The following is a 17648-nucleotide window of genomic DNA, read 5'->3' on the forward strand; positions in this document are numbered from 1 at the left end:
TCCGAACGCCGAGAATAATAATGTCCTCGGGGTTCACTGTAAAGTGATAAATTCAATTAAATGACTCGTTTGCTCAACATAACATCACCATGCTGTTTTTTTAACGGTTTACACCACATGGCGTACGTTAAAACCAGTAAATGTGTTTTATTAACACTAAGTCATTTAATTGGTTCTCATACTTAAACCTATCTACTCAAGTAAAAACAGCTCAAGCTAAATCTACTCAAACCCAATTGGCTTAAACCAAAAGGCTTAAACCAATAGACTTAAACCAAAAGGCTTGACAGTTTTAGACTGCTTCTTTGACATTATCGATCTGCTTGTTTCGATCAGTTTCAGTCAATAATCCTTTGATCAAACTGAAGCAAGCTAAAAGTAAGATAATAGTAAATGGCAACGCTGCAATAATTGTTATCGACTGTAGAGCTTGAATTGATTGAGTACCACCAATCCACAGCATTACCATAGCAATGGCACCAGAAATAAAGACCCAAACCACTTTCTGTCGATCAGGCACTTCTAACTTACCACCTGCAGTCATGCCATCAATCACAATTGAACCTGAATCTAATGTCGTCACAAAGAAAACAATAATTAGTGCGATTGCGATAAGCGATAATATATTTCCGAGTGGGTAAGCTTCTAACATGTAGAACAAACTCAAAGATACGTCAGCAATACCTTGATCTATACCTAACTGCCCCACTTTATCAATCACTTGTTGAATTGCGATACCGCCAAAAATAGACATCCACGCTGATGTCACCGCTGTTGGTATTATCAATACACATAAAAGGAACTGACGAATAGTGCGCCCCTTAGATATACGTGCCACGAACATACCAAAGAAAGGAGCATAAGCGACCCACCAGGCCCAGTAGAAAACGGTCCAACCATGTAACCATGTGGTATCTTCTCGACCAGAAGATTGACTCAAAGGAATGATATTTTTAACGTAACCTGTAAGTGCGGTAGCGACTGAATCTAGTACCGTTGTGAAATTCAGCACGACAATGAAGATAATAAAGACAAAGGCAATAACCATATTAAGGTTACTTAAAAATTTTATACCTCCATTCATCCCTCTAAGCACAGAGACTATGGCTAATCCCATGATCAACATAATAATGAATTGCTGAAGAAAGAGATTATTTTCAAGGCCAAACACATGGCTGATACCACTTGCAGCTTGAGTTCCGCCTAAACCGAGCGAAGTAGCTAAACCAAACAGAGTCACCAGCACAGTTAATACATCAATGACATCCCCTGTTTTGCCCCAAACCTTATCGCCTAGTAACGGATAGAACACCGAGCGCATCGATAAAGGCAGACCTTTGTTATAAACAAAATAAGCAAGACAAAGCGCAGTCATGCCATAAATGGCCCACGCATGAAAACCCCAGTGAAAAACAGTCGCCCCTAATGACACTTCACGTCCTTCAGGGGTAAATGGGTCAACATTTAACGGGGTGCCAAACCAGTTGGTATAAAATGCAGTTGGCTCAGCCACACCCCAAAAGATCAAGCCTATGCCCATACCAGCAGCAAATAACATGGCTATCCAGGATACCAAGGAATAATCAGCCTTGGCTTTATCACCACCTAAACGAATTTTCCCTAAAGGTGAAAACGCAATTGCGACTGCAAGCAGCAGCATTATGTTTGCGCCCCACATGAAAAGGAAATCGAAATTAGATAGTACTGCGCCTTTTACTGAATCGATGGCAGCTTTGGCATCCGCTGGGGAAAGTGCTAATAAGGTGATGATGAAGAGAAGAGAGAGCCCGACTGAAGCGGTAAAAACTGTGTTGTGAACATCCATGCCCAATTTAGTCACATTATCCTGTCCGATTTGATAATCTGTAGATTCAATGCTGTATTTGTTTGATTTAAAACTCATAAATTATGATGTTCGCATATCCGGTTTCACGAATACAAAAGACAACTCCATTTTGCTTAATAGTTGATTAGCTAACTGCACCAGTAAAACTCATGTGCTACCCACTATATAAGGTGAGTAAAGGCTATAAGCTGAATCCCAAGCTTGTGATACTAGCATAAAGGCCACACCTAAACGTTGATGTATGCCCACGAATGCCAAAGAACAGATAATTAGTCCAAATACAGAGAGTAAAAAGCACACTATAAATAGCGGGCTTTTCTTAAATATGGCGGAAATATATCGTATTTTTGAAAGAGGAACCCACGTTAATGCGCTACAAACCTTTTAATTCTCTTGCCGAACTCACTCAATTTCCACATAGCAAAAAGCCTGCTACTTTTAAGTAGCGGGCTTTTCTAAATATGGCGGAGATATAGCGTATTTTTGAAAGAGGAACCCTACGTTAGTGCGCTACAAACCTTTTCAGTGAAACTTAATATTCCACAAAGCAAAAATCCCGTTACTTTGCAGTAACGGGATTTTCTAAATTTGGCGGAGAGATAGCGTATTTTTGAAAGAGGAACCCTATATTGATGAACTACAAACCTATGTTGTTTTATATATTAAATTCTAGATCGCAAAAAGCCCGCTAAAAATTAGCGGGCTTTTCTAAATATGGCGGAGAGATAGGGATTTGAACCCTAGATGGGCTACAAACCCATGCCGGTTTTCAAGACCGGTGCATTCGACCACTCTGCCATCTCTCCGAACGTCGAAAATAATAATGTCCTCAACGTTTTCTGTAAAGCATAACTTTACATAAAACTTACCGTTTGCTTAAGATGGCATCACTCTGCTGAATTTTTATCAGCATAGGCGCTAATTCGAGCAGGATCTGGCTTTACAAAACATTGTTTAACTGAAGTCCAGTTATCATGCTTTGATAATAAGTAGCCCAAATACACGCCTACAGCACTTAATGTCACCCCTAAACCAATGGTCATTTCAGCATATTGGGCTAACAGAGCCACAATACTCGATGCACCAAATGCCATACCAATTTGAATAAAGTTCTGTAAACCAGCCGCCTTAGTCGCATTTTTACTGAATTGCTGCAGCGCATTGTTCACTACGATAGGATAAATTGCACCGTTACCAGCAGCTAAAATTGAAAAAGCGATCAGTAATGGGTAAATACTTTCAATTTTCATAACTAATGTCACGATAGCGATTGCAGCAACACACACAAAGAACAGCGCTAATACATACTTAAGTGCTGTCGGTGCGCCAAGCTTTTTCACCAACACCTTGCTCATGTAGCCACCTACAATGAACATAATGGTTTGAGGAATAAAGCTTAAGCCAATGGCCTGCGCTTCATAACCGTACTTGATCATTACACTTGGCCAAACCGTTAAATAACTGAAGAAAGCAGCGGAACAAGCGCCAAAAATGACCACATTACCTAGATAATGCGTATTTTTTAAAATCGACTTGTAGCTAATGCTCTCTTGTACTTCCGCTTGCTTGGTCTCAGCCGCGACTAACCACTTAGTTAATACAATTAATAACAATGCAATAATCACCAATGTGATAAAGACGGCACGCCAGCCAAAATTACTGACAATTGATGCACCTATCAGTGGTGCAACTGCTGGTGAAAGTGCAACAAGCGGCATAATGTTTGAAAATATTTTCTGTGCTTTTTCAGCATCATATTTTTCAACCACAATCGCTTGCCAAATCACGCCAGCACTACATGCACCCAACGCTTGAAAAAATCGCGCAATATTAAGCATCACAATTGATTCACTAGCAACGATCGCGCCGCTGGCCGCTGCAAACAATGCAAGACCGATGATTAATGCTTTTTGCTTACCTACTTTTTCAACTAGTGGACCATATAATAATTGTCCTAGCGCTAAGCCTGCCAAAAAGGTGGTTAATGAAAAGGCCACATTATTTAAGCTAGTAGAAAATGAATCTGCAATATTCTGAAATGCAGGCAAATACATATCTGTAGCAATAAAGCCCAGCATACTCAGTAAAGCGAGGTAACCTAACAAAATAAAGTACTGCAAATTTGCAGACTTTGAATTAGTGGTAATGGATGATGCATTGTTCATGTAAAAAGGTATTCCAAGTTGAGACTATTAAAAACTGCGTGCAGTCTAATGACTTGCAAAAACTTTGTGAAACGTTTACTTTTGATGACTGCATTCATAATTTTTCATAGCAAAGGATAGCCCTTCATGCTTTCAGAACAAGCATTGGAAATGATAGATATAGTCGCGCGTGTCGGTAGTTTCACCGCTGCGGCCAATCAATTACACAAAGTTCCATCAGCCGTCAGTTATGCCGTTAAACAAATAGAAGACGAACTTGGTGTCATTTTGTTTGAAAGGCATCATCGAAGTGTAAGCTTAACTGAACCGGGTAAACACTTCGTGCAACATGCAAGAGAACTACTAGCTGAAATGAACGACTTAAAGCGCAGTACTCAGCGTGTCGCAAATGGCTGGCAGCCTACTTTGTCCATTGCACTAGATAATATTGTCCGTGCAGATAGGATCAGCGTATTAATCGCCGACTTCTACCGCCACTTTAGCGATGTAGAACTTATCATCCGCATTGAAGTCTTCAATGGTGTTTGGGAAGCATTGGCAACTGGTCGAAGTGACATTGCCATTGGCGCAACTACCGCTATTCCTGTCGGTGGCGTTTTTCAATATAAAGACATGCGCGACATTGAATGGGCGTTCTTGGTCAGTAAAAATCATCCTCTGGCCGATATTGAAACACCGCTTTCAGATGATGAACTACGTCAGTACCCTTCTATTTGTCTTGAAGATACGTCGCGAGAAATCCCAAAACGCACGACATGGTTATTAGATAATCAGCGACGTTTGGTCGTGCCAGACTGGATCCGCGCAATTAACTGTTTCAGGGATGGTTCAGGTATTGGCTATATGCCGCTGAACCTTGCTAAACCGTTTATTCAATCAGGTTCGTTAATTTCTAAAACACTGGAGAACCCAAAGAATGCCAGCCCTTGCTGTTTAGCATGGAACCAAGAAAAGATGTCTCCGGCACTGGAATGGGTATTAGATTATCTAGGTGATACAGATAAACTGCATCGAGAGTGGTTAGCGTAAACGATGAAAATTGCTGATGTCTCATTTTTATCAATTAATTAAGCCAGTTATTCAATTGTAATGAGCTAAATGTCAGATTTAATGTTCAGTTAAGCTAATTTTTTAACAATGACATTATTATCATTGGATTTAGCGTGATCCAATTTGCCTTTTAATAAGCCTTTTTTAGGTAATCAGGTGAGTTAGCTCTCTGATTTACACAATATTTATTGTTCCTGATGCAATTCGTTTACGAAGATTACTTTAAGCTGTAGTAAAGCTCAGGTATCATCAACTTAAGTCATTAGTAATTTATCAGTATGTTCCAAAGCTTTCTTATATAGGAACATCATTTTTTTAACGTCTTGGAGACTGTTATGAATCAACAAACTTTGTCGGGCCAACAAGCTACGACGATGGAAACCAACAAACTCATTAAAAACACTTACATGTTATTGTCCATGACATTAGCATTCGCAGCTGTAATGGCTGGTGTTGCAATGGCGATGAACATCGGTCCTTTCATGTCTATCGGTCTATCACTAGGCAGTATCGTAGTCATGATGGTTACCTTGAAAAAAGCCGATAATGCTTCGGGTTTAGCTTGGGTTTTCGCATTTACAGGTATGCAAGGTGCATCACTAGGTTACATTCTTAACCATTATGTTGGTATGGCGAATGGCCCAGAGCTTATTATGCAAGCCTTTGGTTTAACCTCAGTCATCTTTATCTCATTATCAGCATACGCAATCACCACTAAGAAAGACTTTAACTTTATGGGTGGTTTCTTATTTGCTGGTTTACTTGTGGTTATTGGTCTTTCTTTAATCAACATGTTCTTTGTAAACAGCGGCGCGATGTTTATGGCACTGCAAGCAGCTGTAGCGATGATTATGGTTGGTTTAATCCTTTATGATACAAGCCGTATCGTAAATGGTGGCGAAACAAACTATATTCGCGCAACAATCTCATTATTCTTAAACTTCATTAACTTATTCATGGCCCTACTACACTTGTTAGGCATGGGTAACGATGATTAATCAGTGAGTATCGGTATTAATCACTTATTTATGACCTTGTGATTAATCAGCTAACTACGCTAAAATGGCTCCCTTACAGGAGCCATTTTTTATTGTTATGAATAAATTTATTATCCAAGTTAATGGCACAGTTTATGGCTCTACCGCCAGTTTCCGCGCCCTTCGTTTTACTGAAAGCGTTTTGTCTTTGGGTCATCAAGTCAGTCATGTTTTCTTTTATCAAGATGGTGTGATGAACAGTAGCGCTTTAATTTGTCCCGCCTCTGACGAGCATGATTTACATCGAGCTTGGACTAAACTCGCCACTGAACATAATCTACATCTTGTTAATTGTGTTTCTGCTGCCTTAAGGCGTGGGGTTTTGTCGGCACAGGATGCAAACGAAAACCGTAAAGATGCTTTCAACGCCAGTGACAAATTCACAATGGGCGGACTCGGTGAACTCGTTACCGGTATTGAACAATCAGATAGATTGATTTGTTTCTAATGATTAAATACAGCGGTAAGACAAAGGTACTCAGTTAATGAAAAAAGTATGTGTCATCTTTAGACATAGCCCAATAGGCAATACTTCTAGTCGCGAAGGACTCGATTTTTCCATGTTAAGTGCAAGCTTTGAGCAAGAAGTTAGTGTGGTATTTACTGATGAAGCGGTTTTACATTTATTGCCTGAACAGCAGCCTGAACTCGTCGGCAGTAAGGATTACTTAGCCACTTTTAAAGCGCTTAGTTTATATGATATTGACACTGTTTTGGTTTGCCAAGAATCAGCTAAACAATTTGGTTTAAAAGAAAGTGAATTTAATTTTGAAGCTGAAATGGCGAATGTTAAACAGATACAGCTATTAATTCAGCAGGCAAATGAAGTGGTGGTCTACTAACTATGATATTGCACCATATTCAAAGCTCAGCAACGGCTGATAACGCCCTTAACACTTGTTTACGTTACATTGATGCTCAAGACAGCATTTTACTCGCTGACGATGCGCTAAATTGTTTACTCAATACTCAATGGCAACAACGTTTAGCTGACTTCAAACTGTATGTGTTAATTGAAGACATTGAAGCCAGAGGCTTAAGCGAGCGTTTACCTCAATCAGCCAATATCTCAATCATTGATTATGACCAGTTTGTACTGGCTACATTGCAACACACTAAGGTGATCACTTGGTAGAATCATTTGAATTTAACGGTCAACACATTGAAGTTGACGCTAAAGGTTATTTAAAAAATTACACAGACTGGTCGCCAGAAATGGCGCCAACATTGGCAGCAACAGAAGAGATTGAACTCACCGAGCAACATTGGGAAGTGATTAATTTTGTTCGAAATTTTTACTTAGAGTTTAAAACCAGTCCTGCAATACGTGTATTGGTTAAGGCTATAGGTCAGTCATTAGGGGCTGATAAAGGTAACTCTAAATACTTGTATACCCTTTTTCCTGTCGGACCTGCTAAACAGGCAACTAAGATAGCTGGGTTACCAAAACCTGCTAAATGCATCTAATTTTACAGTAGAAAAGAAACACTGCTCTTATCTTACTTTACTCAATTTGGGTAACTTTAGTCACTTTACTCAATTAAGGTCACTTTAGTTGAATACGACCTAGAGACATTAGGTTTGAATAAATTGAGATAAGAGCAAGTTAAATTAATAACAATTAGCTTTAAAGTTAAACAATTACCTTTAAGTTATCTTTTACTCTGGCAGGTGATCTCGCCCAGGTTTAATTAAGTCACTTTCTCCCACCGTTTTATCATTTAAAGCCGATCCATAGTTTTCACGGCAATATGTACAAGGACTCATTTTATTGATTAACCGGCCTTTTTTAGTGTATTTACGAATATATGCATGGGATATGGTGACATTTTTACGGTTCAATAATGTATCGCCGCCAACTTTAGTCTTCAAATCATTGACCGCTGCATCTTCAGCACACATTACGTCATCAGCTCTGCCCCAACCAAAGATATGTTCACCCTTATTATTAATATGTCTCGCCGCTACCCATGGGCCACTATGGTGCCCTGTTGGTTCACCATTGGGGTGGTAAGAAGGTTTATTGGCTAACTCATAGGGGATTAATTCAAGGGGATCAGTTGGCGCTATTTCACAGTTTTTATCTAGTGCTGAACTTGGATTTTTGGTGACAAAGAAATGATGATTATGACTCAATTTAACATCACAATAATGGTACCTTGGGTCAATTTCAATCACTGTTACTATAGATGCAGCAGTGCCACTTCTAGCGATGATACTTGCACTAACCGCCAAGTCACCAGCTAAAACCCATTGGTTATCAGATAACTTAAAAAAATGCGTTTTGTCGACATACATCTTTGTCGACATCCCATCTATGACATATTCGATTTCTAACATCTTCATTTTTACTTTTTAAGTGGTGGACAACAGCAAATGATTTGTTGCCATAAAAAAACCAAACATGATGTTTGGTTTTTATTGTTTATCCCATTACCAAAGGGACTGTTAACCTTTGGCAATGTCGATGGCTATTAGCGTTATCTACTAAGCAATCTTTTCAAGTCCACGCATATACGGACGTAACGCTTCAGGAATAGTAATTGAGCCATCAGCATTTTGGTAGTTTTCAAGAATCGCTACCACTGTGCGCCCTACTGCCAAACCAGAACCATTCAGTGTATGTAAAAGCGTTGGCTTTTTATCATTAACACCGCGGTAGCGCGCTTGCATACGACGTGCTTGGAAATCTTTCATGTTTGAACAAGAAGAAATTTCACGGTAAGTGTTTTGCGCAGGTAACCATACTTCTAAATCATAAGTTTTGGCAGCGCCAAAGCCCATGTCGCCAGTACATAAGATCATGGTACGGTATGGAAGACCTAAACCTTGTAGTACTTTTTCAGCATGACCAGTTAATTCTTCAAGTGCTGCCATTGAATCTTCTGGCTTAACGATTTGAACAAGTTCTACTTTATCAAACTGATGTTGACGAATTAAACCACGAGTATCACGACCGTAAGAGCCAGCTTCACTTCGGAAACAAGATGTTAATGCTGTCATTTTAAGAGGCAAATTCGCTTCTTCAACAATCGTGTCACGAACCATATTGGTTAATGGCACTTCAGCAGTAGGGATAAGGCTTAAGCCTTGTCCTTCTTCAGTCGCTGGTTTGGTGTGGAATAAGTCTTCACCGAATTTTGGTAATTGACCCGTACCCAGTAAGCTTTCTTCGTTCACTAATAACGGCACATACATTTCTGTATAGCCGTGATTTTCAGTATGAAGATCTAACATATACTGACCAACTGCACGGGTTAAACGCGCAATTTGACCTTTCATTACGATAAAGCGTGAGCCGGTAATTTTAACTGCGCTTTTAAAATCTAAGCCATCTAAACCTTCACCAAGGTCTAAATGATCTTTGACTTCAAAATCAAATTTAGTTGGCTCGCCCCATGTGCGCACTTCAACATTGTCATTTTCATCAGCGCCAGCAGGTACTGCATCATCAGGCAAGTTAGGCATGCTCATCGCAATACCATTTAACTCAGCTAATAACTCAGCTAGTTCAGTTTTCTTCGCATCCAGTTGAGAACCTAAATCCCCTACTTTTGCCATGATTTCACTGACATCTTCGCCACGAGACTTAGCTTGACCGATGGATTTAGAGATTGCATTACGGGACGCTTGTAATTCTTCTGTTTCCACTTGTAGCGACTTACGTTTTTCTTCTAAGGCAGTAAGACGGCTAACATCAAGGATAAAGCCACGTTTAGCTAAAAGCTCAGCTGTGACTTCAAGTTCGTTACGCAAAAATTTTGGATCTAACATGTTTTATATTCTTAATAGTTAAATGCGAGAAATTACTAGCTGCTGGCCGACATATACCATGAAAATACATAGCGTGACATTCAACAACACGTTGAGAATTGCTTTTAAGAAGAGTCCTTCTTGCATAAGCAATAATGTTTCATTGGAAAACGTTGAAAAAGTCGTTAACGCGCCTAATAGCCCAACACCAACCATGGCTTTCATTTCTGGGCTTAGGTGACTTGTTTCAAGACCGATGGCATAAACGATGCCCATCAAGAATGATCCCAATATATTGACTAACAGTGTACCAAAAGGGAAACTGCTTCCAAATAGCTGAAGCATTAAAATTGAAATAACATAGCGAAAAACTGCACCAATTGAGCCGCCAAGTGCCACAAACATGATATTGGTCAAGCTAATCATAGCGTTTTACCTCACTTGTTCTGTCAAGTTCAGCTAAATGGGCCAACTTATCCTTAATTCTTTTTTCAAAACCACGTTCAGTTGGATAATAAAACTGGCTTTGCTGCAGTGACTCAGGAAAATAATTTTCACCGGGTGCAAATGCACCAGGTTCATCATGAGCATAGCGGTATTCCGCGCCAAGCCCCATGTTTTTCATCAGCTGAGTCGGTGCGTTTCGTAAATGATCTGGTACTGACTCATGGCCAGTTTCTCTAGCAAGTGTTCGAGCCGCTTTAAATGCGGTATAAACAGCATTACTTTTGGGCGCGCTGGCTAAATAAACAATCGCTTGCGCAATGGCTCGTTCACCTTCTGCAGGCCCCACTCGGTGGAAACAATCCCAAGCATTGAGGGCAATATTCATTGCAGTTGGATCGGCATTACCAATGTCTTCAGAAGCGATCGCAAGCAGTCGCCTTGCAACATACAAAGGATCGCCGCCGCCTTCTAAAATGCGGCAATACCAATACAGCGCAGCATCTGGCGATGAACCACGCACTGACTTGTGCACTGCTGAAATTAAATCGTAAAATTGATCGCCATTTTTATCGTACGCGGCCATCTGATGGCCAGCAACTTGAGTAAGCATCTCTTGGGTAAAGCTGCCATTGTCACTGACTAGGTCGCTCATTAACTCTAATAAGTTAAGTGCTTTGCGGGCATCTCCATCTGATGTGGCAGCTAATTGCTGCATAACATCATCTGGCATGCTGAAATGTCGCTTGCCAAAACCACGTTCAGTGTCAGTTAATGCTTGATTTATAATTTGAGCAATATCATCACCATCTAGGCGATTAATGAGATACACCCTTGCTCGTGACAATAATGCGTTATTGAGCTCAAACGATGGGTTTTCAGTCGTTGCACCAACAAAAATGACCGTGCCATCTTCAATAAACGGCAAAAATGCATCTTGTTGACTTTTGTTAAATCGATGTACTTCATCAACAAATAATAATGTACGTTGACCACGACTTTGCGCAACTGCTTTTGCTTGCTCAATCGCAGCGCGAATTTCTTTAACCCCTGAGGTCACCGCAGAAATCCGCTCAACGTGAGCATTGGCATAATGAGCAACGAGTTCTGCTAGAGTGGTTTTGCCTGTGCCAGGCGGCCCCCACAAGAGCATTGAATGAGCACGATTGGCTTCAAGGGCTTGTCTTAACGGTTGGCCTTCACCAAGCAAATGGCTTTGACCAACGTATTCACTGATTTCCCTCGGGCGCATTCTTGCAGCTAAAGGACGAAAGTCGGGGGAGAAATCAAAGCCTAAGTTAGACACGGTAAACCTTATTGCGCAGGGCTATTACGTTGATCGTCTATATCAACGTTTGCCGGTACGACAAATTCAAACAATGATTGCTCATCTTCTGTCACACTGGCTTGATTGGTTAACATGAACTGACTGTGATTACCTTGCTCATCCAATAGATTAAAGTCGGTTAGTTGAGTGTGATCAAAACAGACTTTTACCGTAACTACACTGCTTTCGAGTGATTTAGGTTTAATCATATAACAGGCTTTTCCTGACTCAGGCTCTACTTGACCAACATGGTATTGCGCCCAAGTTTCTTCATCTCGATGAACAAGTAAAGCAATCGGTGAAGCCTCGACAGCATCAGCAAAGTCCATCACGGTGACTTCTTCAGCAAATGGGTTAAATATCCATAAGTCTTGGCCATCAGCGACAATTAAAGATTCATCCGGCTGAGTTAAATGCCAGTAGAATTTATTTGGATAAGCAAGGGCAAAAACGCCCTGGCCTGACTGAATGACTTTATCATTAATGTCGGTAACGACTTGACTAAAGTCAGCTTTTAAAGATGCCAATGTTTTCAGTTTTTCACGTAGTTCTGCTGAATCATCAGCGTGAACCGGCGTAATAAACAGCGCCGTGATAATTGATAATAAACCAACACATTTTTTCATATTCTTTCCTACTACTTCTAAGAGCGTAATCGTTATTTCAATGTAGCATTTAGGCCTAACAAACTAAGATTAAACTTCGTTTAACGTTTGCTGGCATTGTCTGATTAACCACGTGGTGGTGGCGGTGCTAACACTTCACGGTTACCATTATGGCCTTGCGTGCTGACAATACCTTGTGTCTCCATCATTTCGATAATTCTGGCTGCGCGGTTGTAACCGATTTTGAATTTACGCTGCACACTGGAAATAGAGCCTCTGCGGGTTTCAGTAACAAAAGCGACAGCCTCATCATATAACTGATCAGTATCATCATCGGTTTCTGCGGTTTCACCAGGTAACAGCACTTGCTCACCATCACTAACGCCATTAAGAATTTCTTCGACATATTGCGGTTTACCACGGGCATGCCAATCGGCAACCACTTTATGTACTTCATGATCATCAATAAATGCACCATGCACACGAATAGGCACACTGGTACCTGGTGGCAAGTAAAGCATATCACCCATGCCTAGCAAGGTTTCAGCGCCTTGTTGATCTAAAATGGTACGTGAATCGATACGTGAAGAGACTTGGAATGCTATACGAGTAGGTACGTTCGCTTTAATCAAACCTGTAATCACATCGACCGAAGGACGCTGAGTCGCTAAGATTAAATGGATACCAGCTGCACGTGCTTTTTGGGCAATACGGGCAATCAATTCTTCTACTTTTTTGCCGACAATCATAATCATGTCAGCAAATTCATCGACCACTACAACTATCGAAGGTAATTTATCTAACTCAGGCGCTTGTTCATCCATGCTTTCAGATGATTTCCATAACGGGTCAACAATCGGTGTACCCGCTTCTTTTGCAAGTTTAATCTTGGTGTTGTAGCCCTTAAGATTACGCACACCTAATGCCGACATTAACTTATATCGGCGTTCCATCTCACCGACACACCAACGTAGTGCATTGGCCGCTTCTTTCATGTCGGTCACAACTTCACATAATAAATGCGGAATGCCTTCGTAAACTGATAGCTCAAGCATTTTCGGGTCAATCATGATGAAGCGTACGTCTTCTGGTCCAGACTTATACAAAATACTGGTGATCATCACATTCACACCAACTGACTTACCAGAGCCTGTCGTACCCGCAACCAGTAAATGCGGCATTTTGCCTAAATCAACGACCACTGGGTCGCCTGCAATATCTTCACCTAACACCATTGATAGATTTGACTGGCTTTCTTCAAAGGTTTTGCTGTCAAGTACATCGCGCATAAACACGGTTTCGCGGAACTTATTAGGTAACTCAAGACCCACATAAGCTTTACCTGGAATGACCTCTACGACACGGACACTTTCAGCCAGCAAAGAACGCGCTAAATCTTTAGACAAATTAGAAATTTTTGACGCTTTAACACCTGGAGCAAGCTCTAACTCAAACCGGGTAACAACAGGACCTGGGAATACGCCAACAACATTGGCTACGATGTTAAAGTCAGCTAACTTGGTTTCCACTAAGCGAGCAACAATATCTAACTCATCTTTTGTGATTGGGTTTTCTTTTCGATCAGGGACATCAAGTAAGGTAATACTCGGTAAAGGCGGCATGGCAACACGTGGCTGACTCATAACAACCTGTGGATCTTGTCCAGGTATTACAACGATACCTTCCGCTATATACGGTTTTTCTGAGGCTACTGCCGCTGTAGATTGCGCCGCATTTGTTTGCTGCTGCTCAGTTAATTGCTTTTCACTTTGTTGGTCATCACTTTGCTGATTTTTAACTGCCGCAGCCATCACGGTTGCACCAATAGATGTCGTGCGTTCAAACTCATCGCCAAACTCGATACTTTCGTCATTAGTTTGCTGCGGATCTAATTGATTAGTATTTGTTAAATCAACTGCTGGCGCATCACCTGATGCAACCCATGGTTGGCTTGATTCATCTGCGGTGTTGTTAATGCTAACCTGAGGCTCTACCCTAGTTTGAGTTTGAGTTTCACTATCAATTTCAGCATCTTGATCATCATCTTGTGATTCTTCACGGCGCGGAATGATTTTAGACTTCATTCGAGCGAAAACAGATTGTTTGGCTGGCTCTTCTTCGTACTCATCGTCTGCTATGTGATTGTCAGTGTTGTCAGACACAACATCAAACTGCGGTTCTAACTTACCGCCATAATGACGTTCCGGTGCTTTTTCATTATTTGAAGGCTGTTTAATTGAAGGCTGTTCATTTGAGGATTGCACTTCACCATCAATCACATCCTCTTCTTCACTATTTTTGTCACGGCCTTGCTTAAACTTATCAACCACAGACATAAAGCCACGCGTGTCTTCAGTTTCATTTGAACCATTGAAATAACTTGGAAGACTGATCAGTTTCTTCACGCACCATATGGTGCCATAGCCTGTCGCTTCAATCACAGTTAACCAACTGATCCCTGTGGTTAATGTAAAACCTGCACCAATAAAGCACAGTAACAGTAATGTGGTACCCAGGTTGTTAAAGTACGGCAACATGGCTTGGCCAATAACGTCACCAGCAACACCACCGGCAGAAAAAACGTACATATCATCGGCATTCATACTGGCAAGCGCTGCTAATGCCAACACCATCAACATAAAACCAATGATCCTTAATCCCACAGAAAAGTAATCTATTTCAAATAATTTGTGAGTGCGATTAAAAATAAACCAACCAGTGGCCGCAATGATGACCGGAATTAAATAGGCAATAAAACCAAAGAAATAAAACAGCACATCGGCAGTCCAAGCCCCTACTGCGCCTGTAAGATTATTGATTTCACCTTGGAAATGAGACTGACTCCAGCCAGGATCACTAGGATCAAAACTGCTGAGCGCAAGAAGAATGTAGGTTGCTGTCATGCAACATATAATCAATCCACCTTCGAGAAGGCGTTGAAGGCCACTAAGTGTTTGAAGACTTTTTCCCTGAGACAAACGAAAACACCCGAATAAGAATTTAAGAAGAATGATAACAATAACAGAATATCATTGATGTTGCAGTGATTATGCAATGGCAATAAGCCAAGCTCAACCTAATGTTTTCAGATAGATGGATGCTTAACCAAAATTTAATTATCCATGAATCATTTGGTTACTTTTACACCGATAAGTGACATTTTTTAAGTGTGAACAAATTTTGGACAAAAAAATAAAGGGCAATGCCCTTTATTTTTATTGGTCAGAAAGTTTAGTAGCTATCCGCTAATAAATTTAATGCGACTTTATTAGTTTGTTTGACTTCTTCCATGACCACATAAGTACGAGTATCAGAAACTGATGGCAACTTAAGTAGTGTCTCACCTAATAAACGACGATATGCTGACATATCAGATACTCGAGTCTTCAATAAATAATCAAAGTCTCCAGATACTAAATGACATTCTTGAATATCATCGAGTAATTGAACCGCTTTGTTGAAGCGTTCAAAAATATCAGGCGTATCGCGTGTTAACGTGATTTCCACAAATACAAGTAAAGATGCACCAAGATAATGTGGGTTAACTAATGCAGTGTAGCCATTAATGTAACCTTGTTTCTCAAGACGCTTAACTCGCTCTAAACAAGGAGTAGGACTAAGCCCTACTCGTTTCGATAACTCCACGTTTGATATGCGACCATCAACTTGAAGTTCATTGAGGATATTACGGTCAATCCGATCTAAATCTTTTACAGAATTTTTTTTATTATTTGCCATATTATTAACCTTGCTTTAGCACAAAAACAACATATTCATCTTTTAATGTGTAAAGTTTAGCAGCATAAACTGCGTCTTGGGCACTATACTAGACTTCCCTGAAATAAGCACGTTCAGGCGAACGATTATAATAACAATTGAACTGTCAACAACGACAACTGATTAAATAGAGGCACAAAATGATTATTGGTATCCCTACTGAAATCAAAAACCACGAATACCGCGTAGGTATGGTTCCTTCAAGCGTTAGAGAACTAACGATTAAAGGTCATGATGTATTCGTACAATCCGATGCTGGTATTGGCATTGGTTTTACCAATCAAGATTTTATTGACGCTGGTGCTTCTATTCTAGAAACTGCCGCAGAAGTGTTTGCTCAGTCAGACATGATTGTAAAAGTTAAAGAACCTCAAGCCATTGAGCGCGCTATGTTGCGTGAAGATCAGATCCTATTTACATACCTGCATTTAGCCCCTGATATGCCACAAACTGAAGACTTAATTAAAAGTAAATCAGTATGTATCGCTTATGAAACAGTGACTGATGATCGTGGTGGCTTACCACTACTTGCACCAATGTCAGAAGTGGCAGGTCGTATGTCAATTCAAGCTGGTGCTCGCGCCCTTGAAAAGTCACTAGGTGGTCGTGGTATGTTGCTTGGCGGTGTGCCAGGTGTTGAACCTGCCAAAGTGGTTATTATTGGCGGCGGCATGGTAGGTACAAATGCTGCACAAATGGCTGTGGGCATGGGCGCAGACGTAGTTGTACTTGACCGTAGCATTGATGCATTACGTCGTTTAAACGTTCAATTTGGCTCGTCAGTTAAAGCAATTTACTCAACTGCAGATGCGATTGAACGTCATGTCATTGATGCTGACTTAGTCATTGGCGGTGTATTAGTCCCTGGCGCAGCTGCGCCTAAATTGGTGACGCGTGACATGATTTCACGCATGAAACCTGGCAGTGCTATTGTTGATGTGGCTATCGACCAAGGTGGTTGTGTTGAAACATCTTACGCTACAACACACCAAGAGCCGACGTACATTGTTGATGATGTTGTTCACTATTGTGTGGCTAACATGCCGGGCGCTGTAGCCCGTACATCAACGTTTGCACTGAACAATGCAACCCTGCCATACATTCTTAAACTTGCTAATTTAGGCTATAAAAAAGCACTACTTGCTGACCAGCACTTACTGAATGGCCTTAACGTTATTCACGGTAAACTAGTCTGTAAAGAAGTGGCTGAAGCATTAGAGCTTAAGTTTACTGAACCAAAAATTATGCTTGGTTAATATTAAATAGGCCGTTAATTAACGTCGCTATTTTTAGTTTAAGAACCGCTCTTAGAGCGGTTTTTTTGTGCCTACCCTCTTTTCTTTTAAACTAAAGTTGAGATTAATCAACCACAAACAATTGCAACACTTTGTATCAATCGTTCGCTTTACACACAGCTTACACCTGTGTGCTGAGTTTTTTACTACAATCAGACAGTCAATTTGGACTTTTTTAATACCTCGAAAAAAATCATCGTAAAATGACACGAATTCCCCAACACCACTCACAACCCATATACAACAAGGCTTTCAGCTAATGCAAGTCAATAAAAGGGACTAAAAAATTGAATTTAACAGCCAATAGCGTTTTATCCTGCTGAAATTTTTTATAGCAGTGTTTTTGACT

At 40.6% G+C, this 17648-nt stretch carries 16 protein-coding genes and 1 tRNA gene; 7 read left to right on the plus strand and 10 right to left on the minus strand.

Annotated features, from left to right (window positions below; all coding sequences use genetic code 11):
• Nucleotides 1–292: 292 nt before the first annotated feature.
• The 3 genes from AB4153_RS13490 to punC all read right to left on the minus strand — a co-directional run bounded on the left by AB4153_RS13490 (nt 293) and on the right by punC (nt 4011).
• Complete coding sequence (locus AB4153_RS13490; protein WP_371997791.1) at nt 293–1903, minus strand: BCCT family transporter; 1611 nt, start codon at nt 1901–1903, stop codon at nt 293–295.
• 658 nt (nt 1904–2561) lie between these two features.
• Nucleotides 2562–2652, minus strand: a tRNA-Ser gene (locus AB4153_RS13495).
• Between the two features lie 81 nt (nt 2653–2733).
• On the minus strand, nt 2734–4011 hold the full coding sequence (gene punC, locus AB4153_RS13500) for a purine nucleoside transporter PunC (protein ID WP_371997792.1): 1278 nt from the start codon (nt 4009–4011) through the stop codon (nt 2734–2736).
• A 126-nt stretch (nt 4012–4137) separates the two neighbouring features.
• Between punC and punR the strand changes: the two genes are divergently transcribed.
• The 6 genes from punR to AB4153_RS13530 all read left to right on the plus strand — a co-directional run bounded on the left by punR (nt 4138) and on the right by AB4153_RS13530 (nt 7565).
• A complete protein-coding gene (gene punR / locus AB4153_RS13505; RefSeq protein ID WP_102526182.1) occupies nt 4138–5040 on the plus strand; it encodes a DNA-binding transcriptional activator PunR in 903 nt (300 codons plus the stop codon).
• Between the two features lie 356 nt (nt 5041–5396).
• Nucleotides 5397–6059 (plus strand): Bax inhibitor-1 family protein, encoded by a 663-nt coding sequence (locus AB4153_RS13510; RefSeq protein ID WP_102526183.1) that lies wholly within the window; start codon nt 5397–5399, stop codon nt 6057–6059.
• A 97-nt stretch (nt 6060–6156) separates the two neighbouring features.
• A complete protein-coding gene (tusD, locus tag AB4153_RS13515) occupies nt 6157–6546 on the plus strand; it encodes a sulfurtransferase complex subunit TusD (RefSeq protein WP_102526184.1) in 390 nt (129 codons plus the stop codon).
• A 37-nt stretch (nt 6547–6583) separates the two neighbouring features.
• Entirely contained in the window at nt 6584–6940 is a 357-nt protein-coding gene (tusC, locus tag AB4153_RS13520; protein ID WP_371997794.1) for a sulfurtransferase complex subunit TusC, read from the plus strand.
• A gap of 2 nt (nt 6941–6942) precedes the next feature.
• Complete coding sequence (gene tusB, locus AB4153_RS13525) at nt 6943–7233, plus strand: sulfurtransferase complex subunit TusB (protein WP_371997795.1); 291 nt, start codon at nt 6943–6945, stop codon at nt 7231–7233.
• A complete protein-coding gene (locus AB4153_RS13530; RefSeq protein WP_102526187.1) occupies nt 7227–7565 on the plus strand; it encodes a TusE/DsrC/DsvC family sulfur relay protein in 339 nt (112 codons plus the stop codon). The genes tusB and AB4153_RS13530 overlap by 7 nt, the downstream gene beginning before the upstream one ends.
• A gap of 192 nt (nt 7566–7757) precedes the next feature.
• Here AB4153_RS13530 and AB4153_RS13535 read toward each other — a convergent pair whose 3' ends face one another.
• The 7 genes from AB4153_RS13535 to lrp all read right to left on the minus strand — a co-directional run bounded on the left by AB4153_RS13535 (nt 7758) and on the right by lrp (nt 15965).
• Complete coding sequence (locus AB4153_RS13535; RefSeq protein WP_371997796.1) at nt 7758–8444, minus strand: hypothetical protein; 687 nt, start codon at nt 8442–8444, stop codon at nt 7758–7760.
• A gap of 141 nt (nt 8445–8585) precedes the next feature.
• On the minus strand, nt 8586–9872 hold the full coding sequence (gene serS, locus AB4153_RS13540; protein ID WP_102526189.1) for a serine--tRNA ligase: 1287 nt from the start codon (nt 9870–9872) through the stop codon (nt 8586–8588).
• Nucleotides 9873–9890: 18 nt separating this feature from the next.
• Entirely contained in the window at nt 9891–10277 is a 387-nt protein-coding gene (gene crcB, locus AB4153_RS13545; RefSeq protein WP_371997797.1) for a fluoride efflux transporter CrcB, read from the minus strand.
• Entirely contained in the window at nt 10270–11601 is a 1332-nt protein-coding gene (locus AB4153_RS13550; protein WP_371997798.1) for a replication-associated recombination protein A, read from the minus strand. The genes crcB and AB4153_RS13550 overlap by 8 nt, the downstream gene beginning before the upstream one ends.
• 8 nt (nt 11602–11609) lie before the next feature.
• On the minus strand, nt 11610–12248 hold the full coding sequence (lolA, locus tag AB4153_RS13555; protein ID WP_229369512.1) for an outer membrane lipoprotein chaperone LolA: 639 nt from the start codon (nt 12246–12248) through the stop codon (nt 11610–11612).
• Nucleotides 12249–12352: 104 nt separating this feature from the next.
• The gene (locus tag AB4153_RS13560; protein WP_371997800.1) at nt 12353–15205 is read right to left on the minus strand and encodes a DNA translocase FtsK 4TM domain-containing protein; all 2853 of its coding nucleotides are present in this window, start codon (nt 15203–15205) and stop codon (nt 12353–12355) included.
• Nucleotides 15206–15458: 253 nt separating this feature from the next.
• A complete protein-coding gene (gene lrp / locus AB4153_RS13565; protein ID WP_055026025.1) occupies nt 15459–15965 on the minus strand; it encodes a leucine-responsive transcriptional regulator Lrp in 507 nt (168 codons plus the stop codon).
• Nucleotides 15966–16144: 179 nt separating this feature from the next.
• Here lrp and ald point away from each other — a divergent pair, with 179 nt between their 5' ends.
• Complete coding sequence (gene ald / locus AB4153_RS13570; protein WP_371997802.1) at nt 16145–17260, plus strand: alanine dehydrogenase; 1116 nt, start codon at nt 16145–16147, stop codon at nt 17258–17260.
• Nucleotides 17261–17648 lie beyond the last annotated feature (388 nt).

Origin of the sequence: Shewanella sp. 10N.286.52.E4, assembly GCF_041468785.1 — a bacterium.
GTDB classification, from domain to species: Bacteria; Pseudomonadota; Gammaproteobacteria; order Enterobacterales; family Shewanellaceae; genus Shewanella; species Shewanella electrodiphila.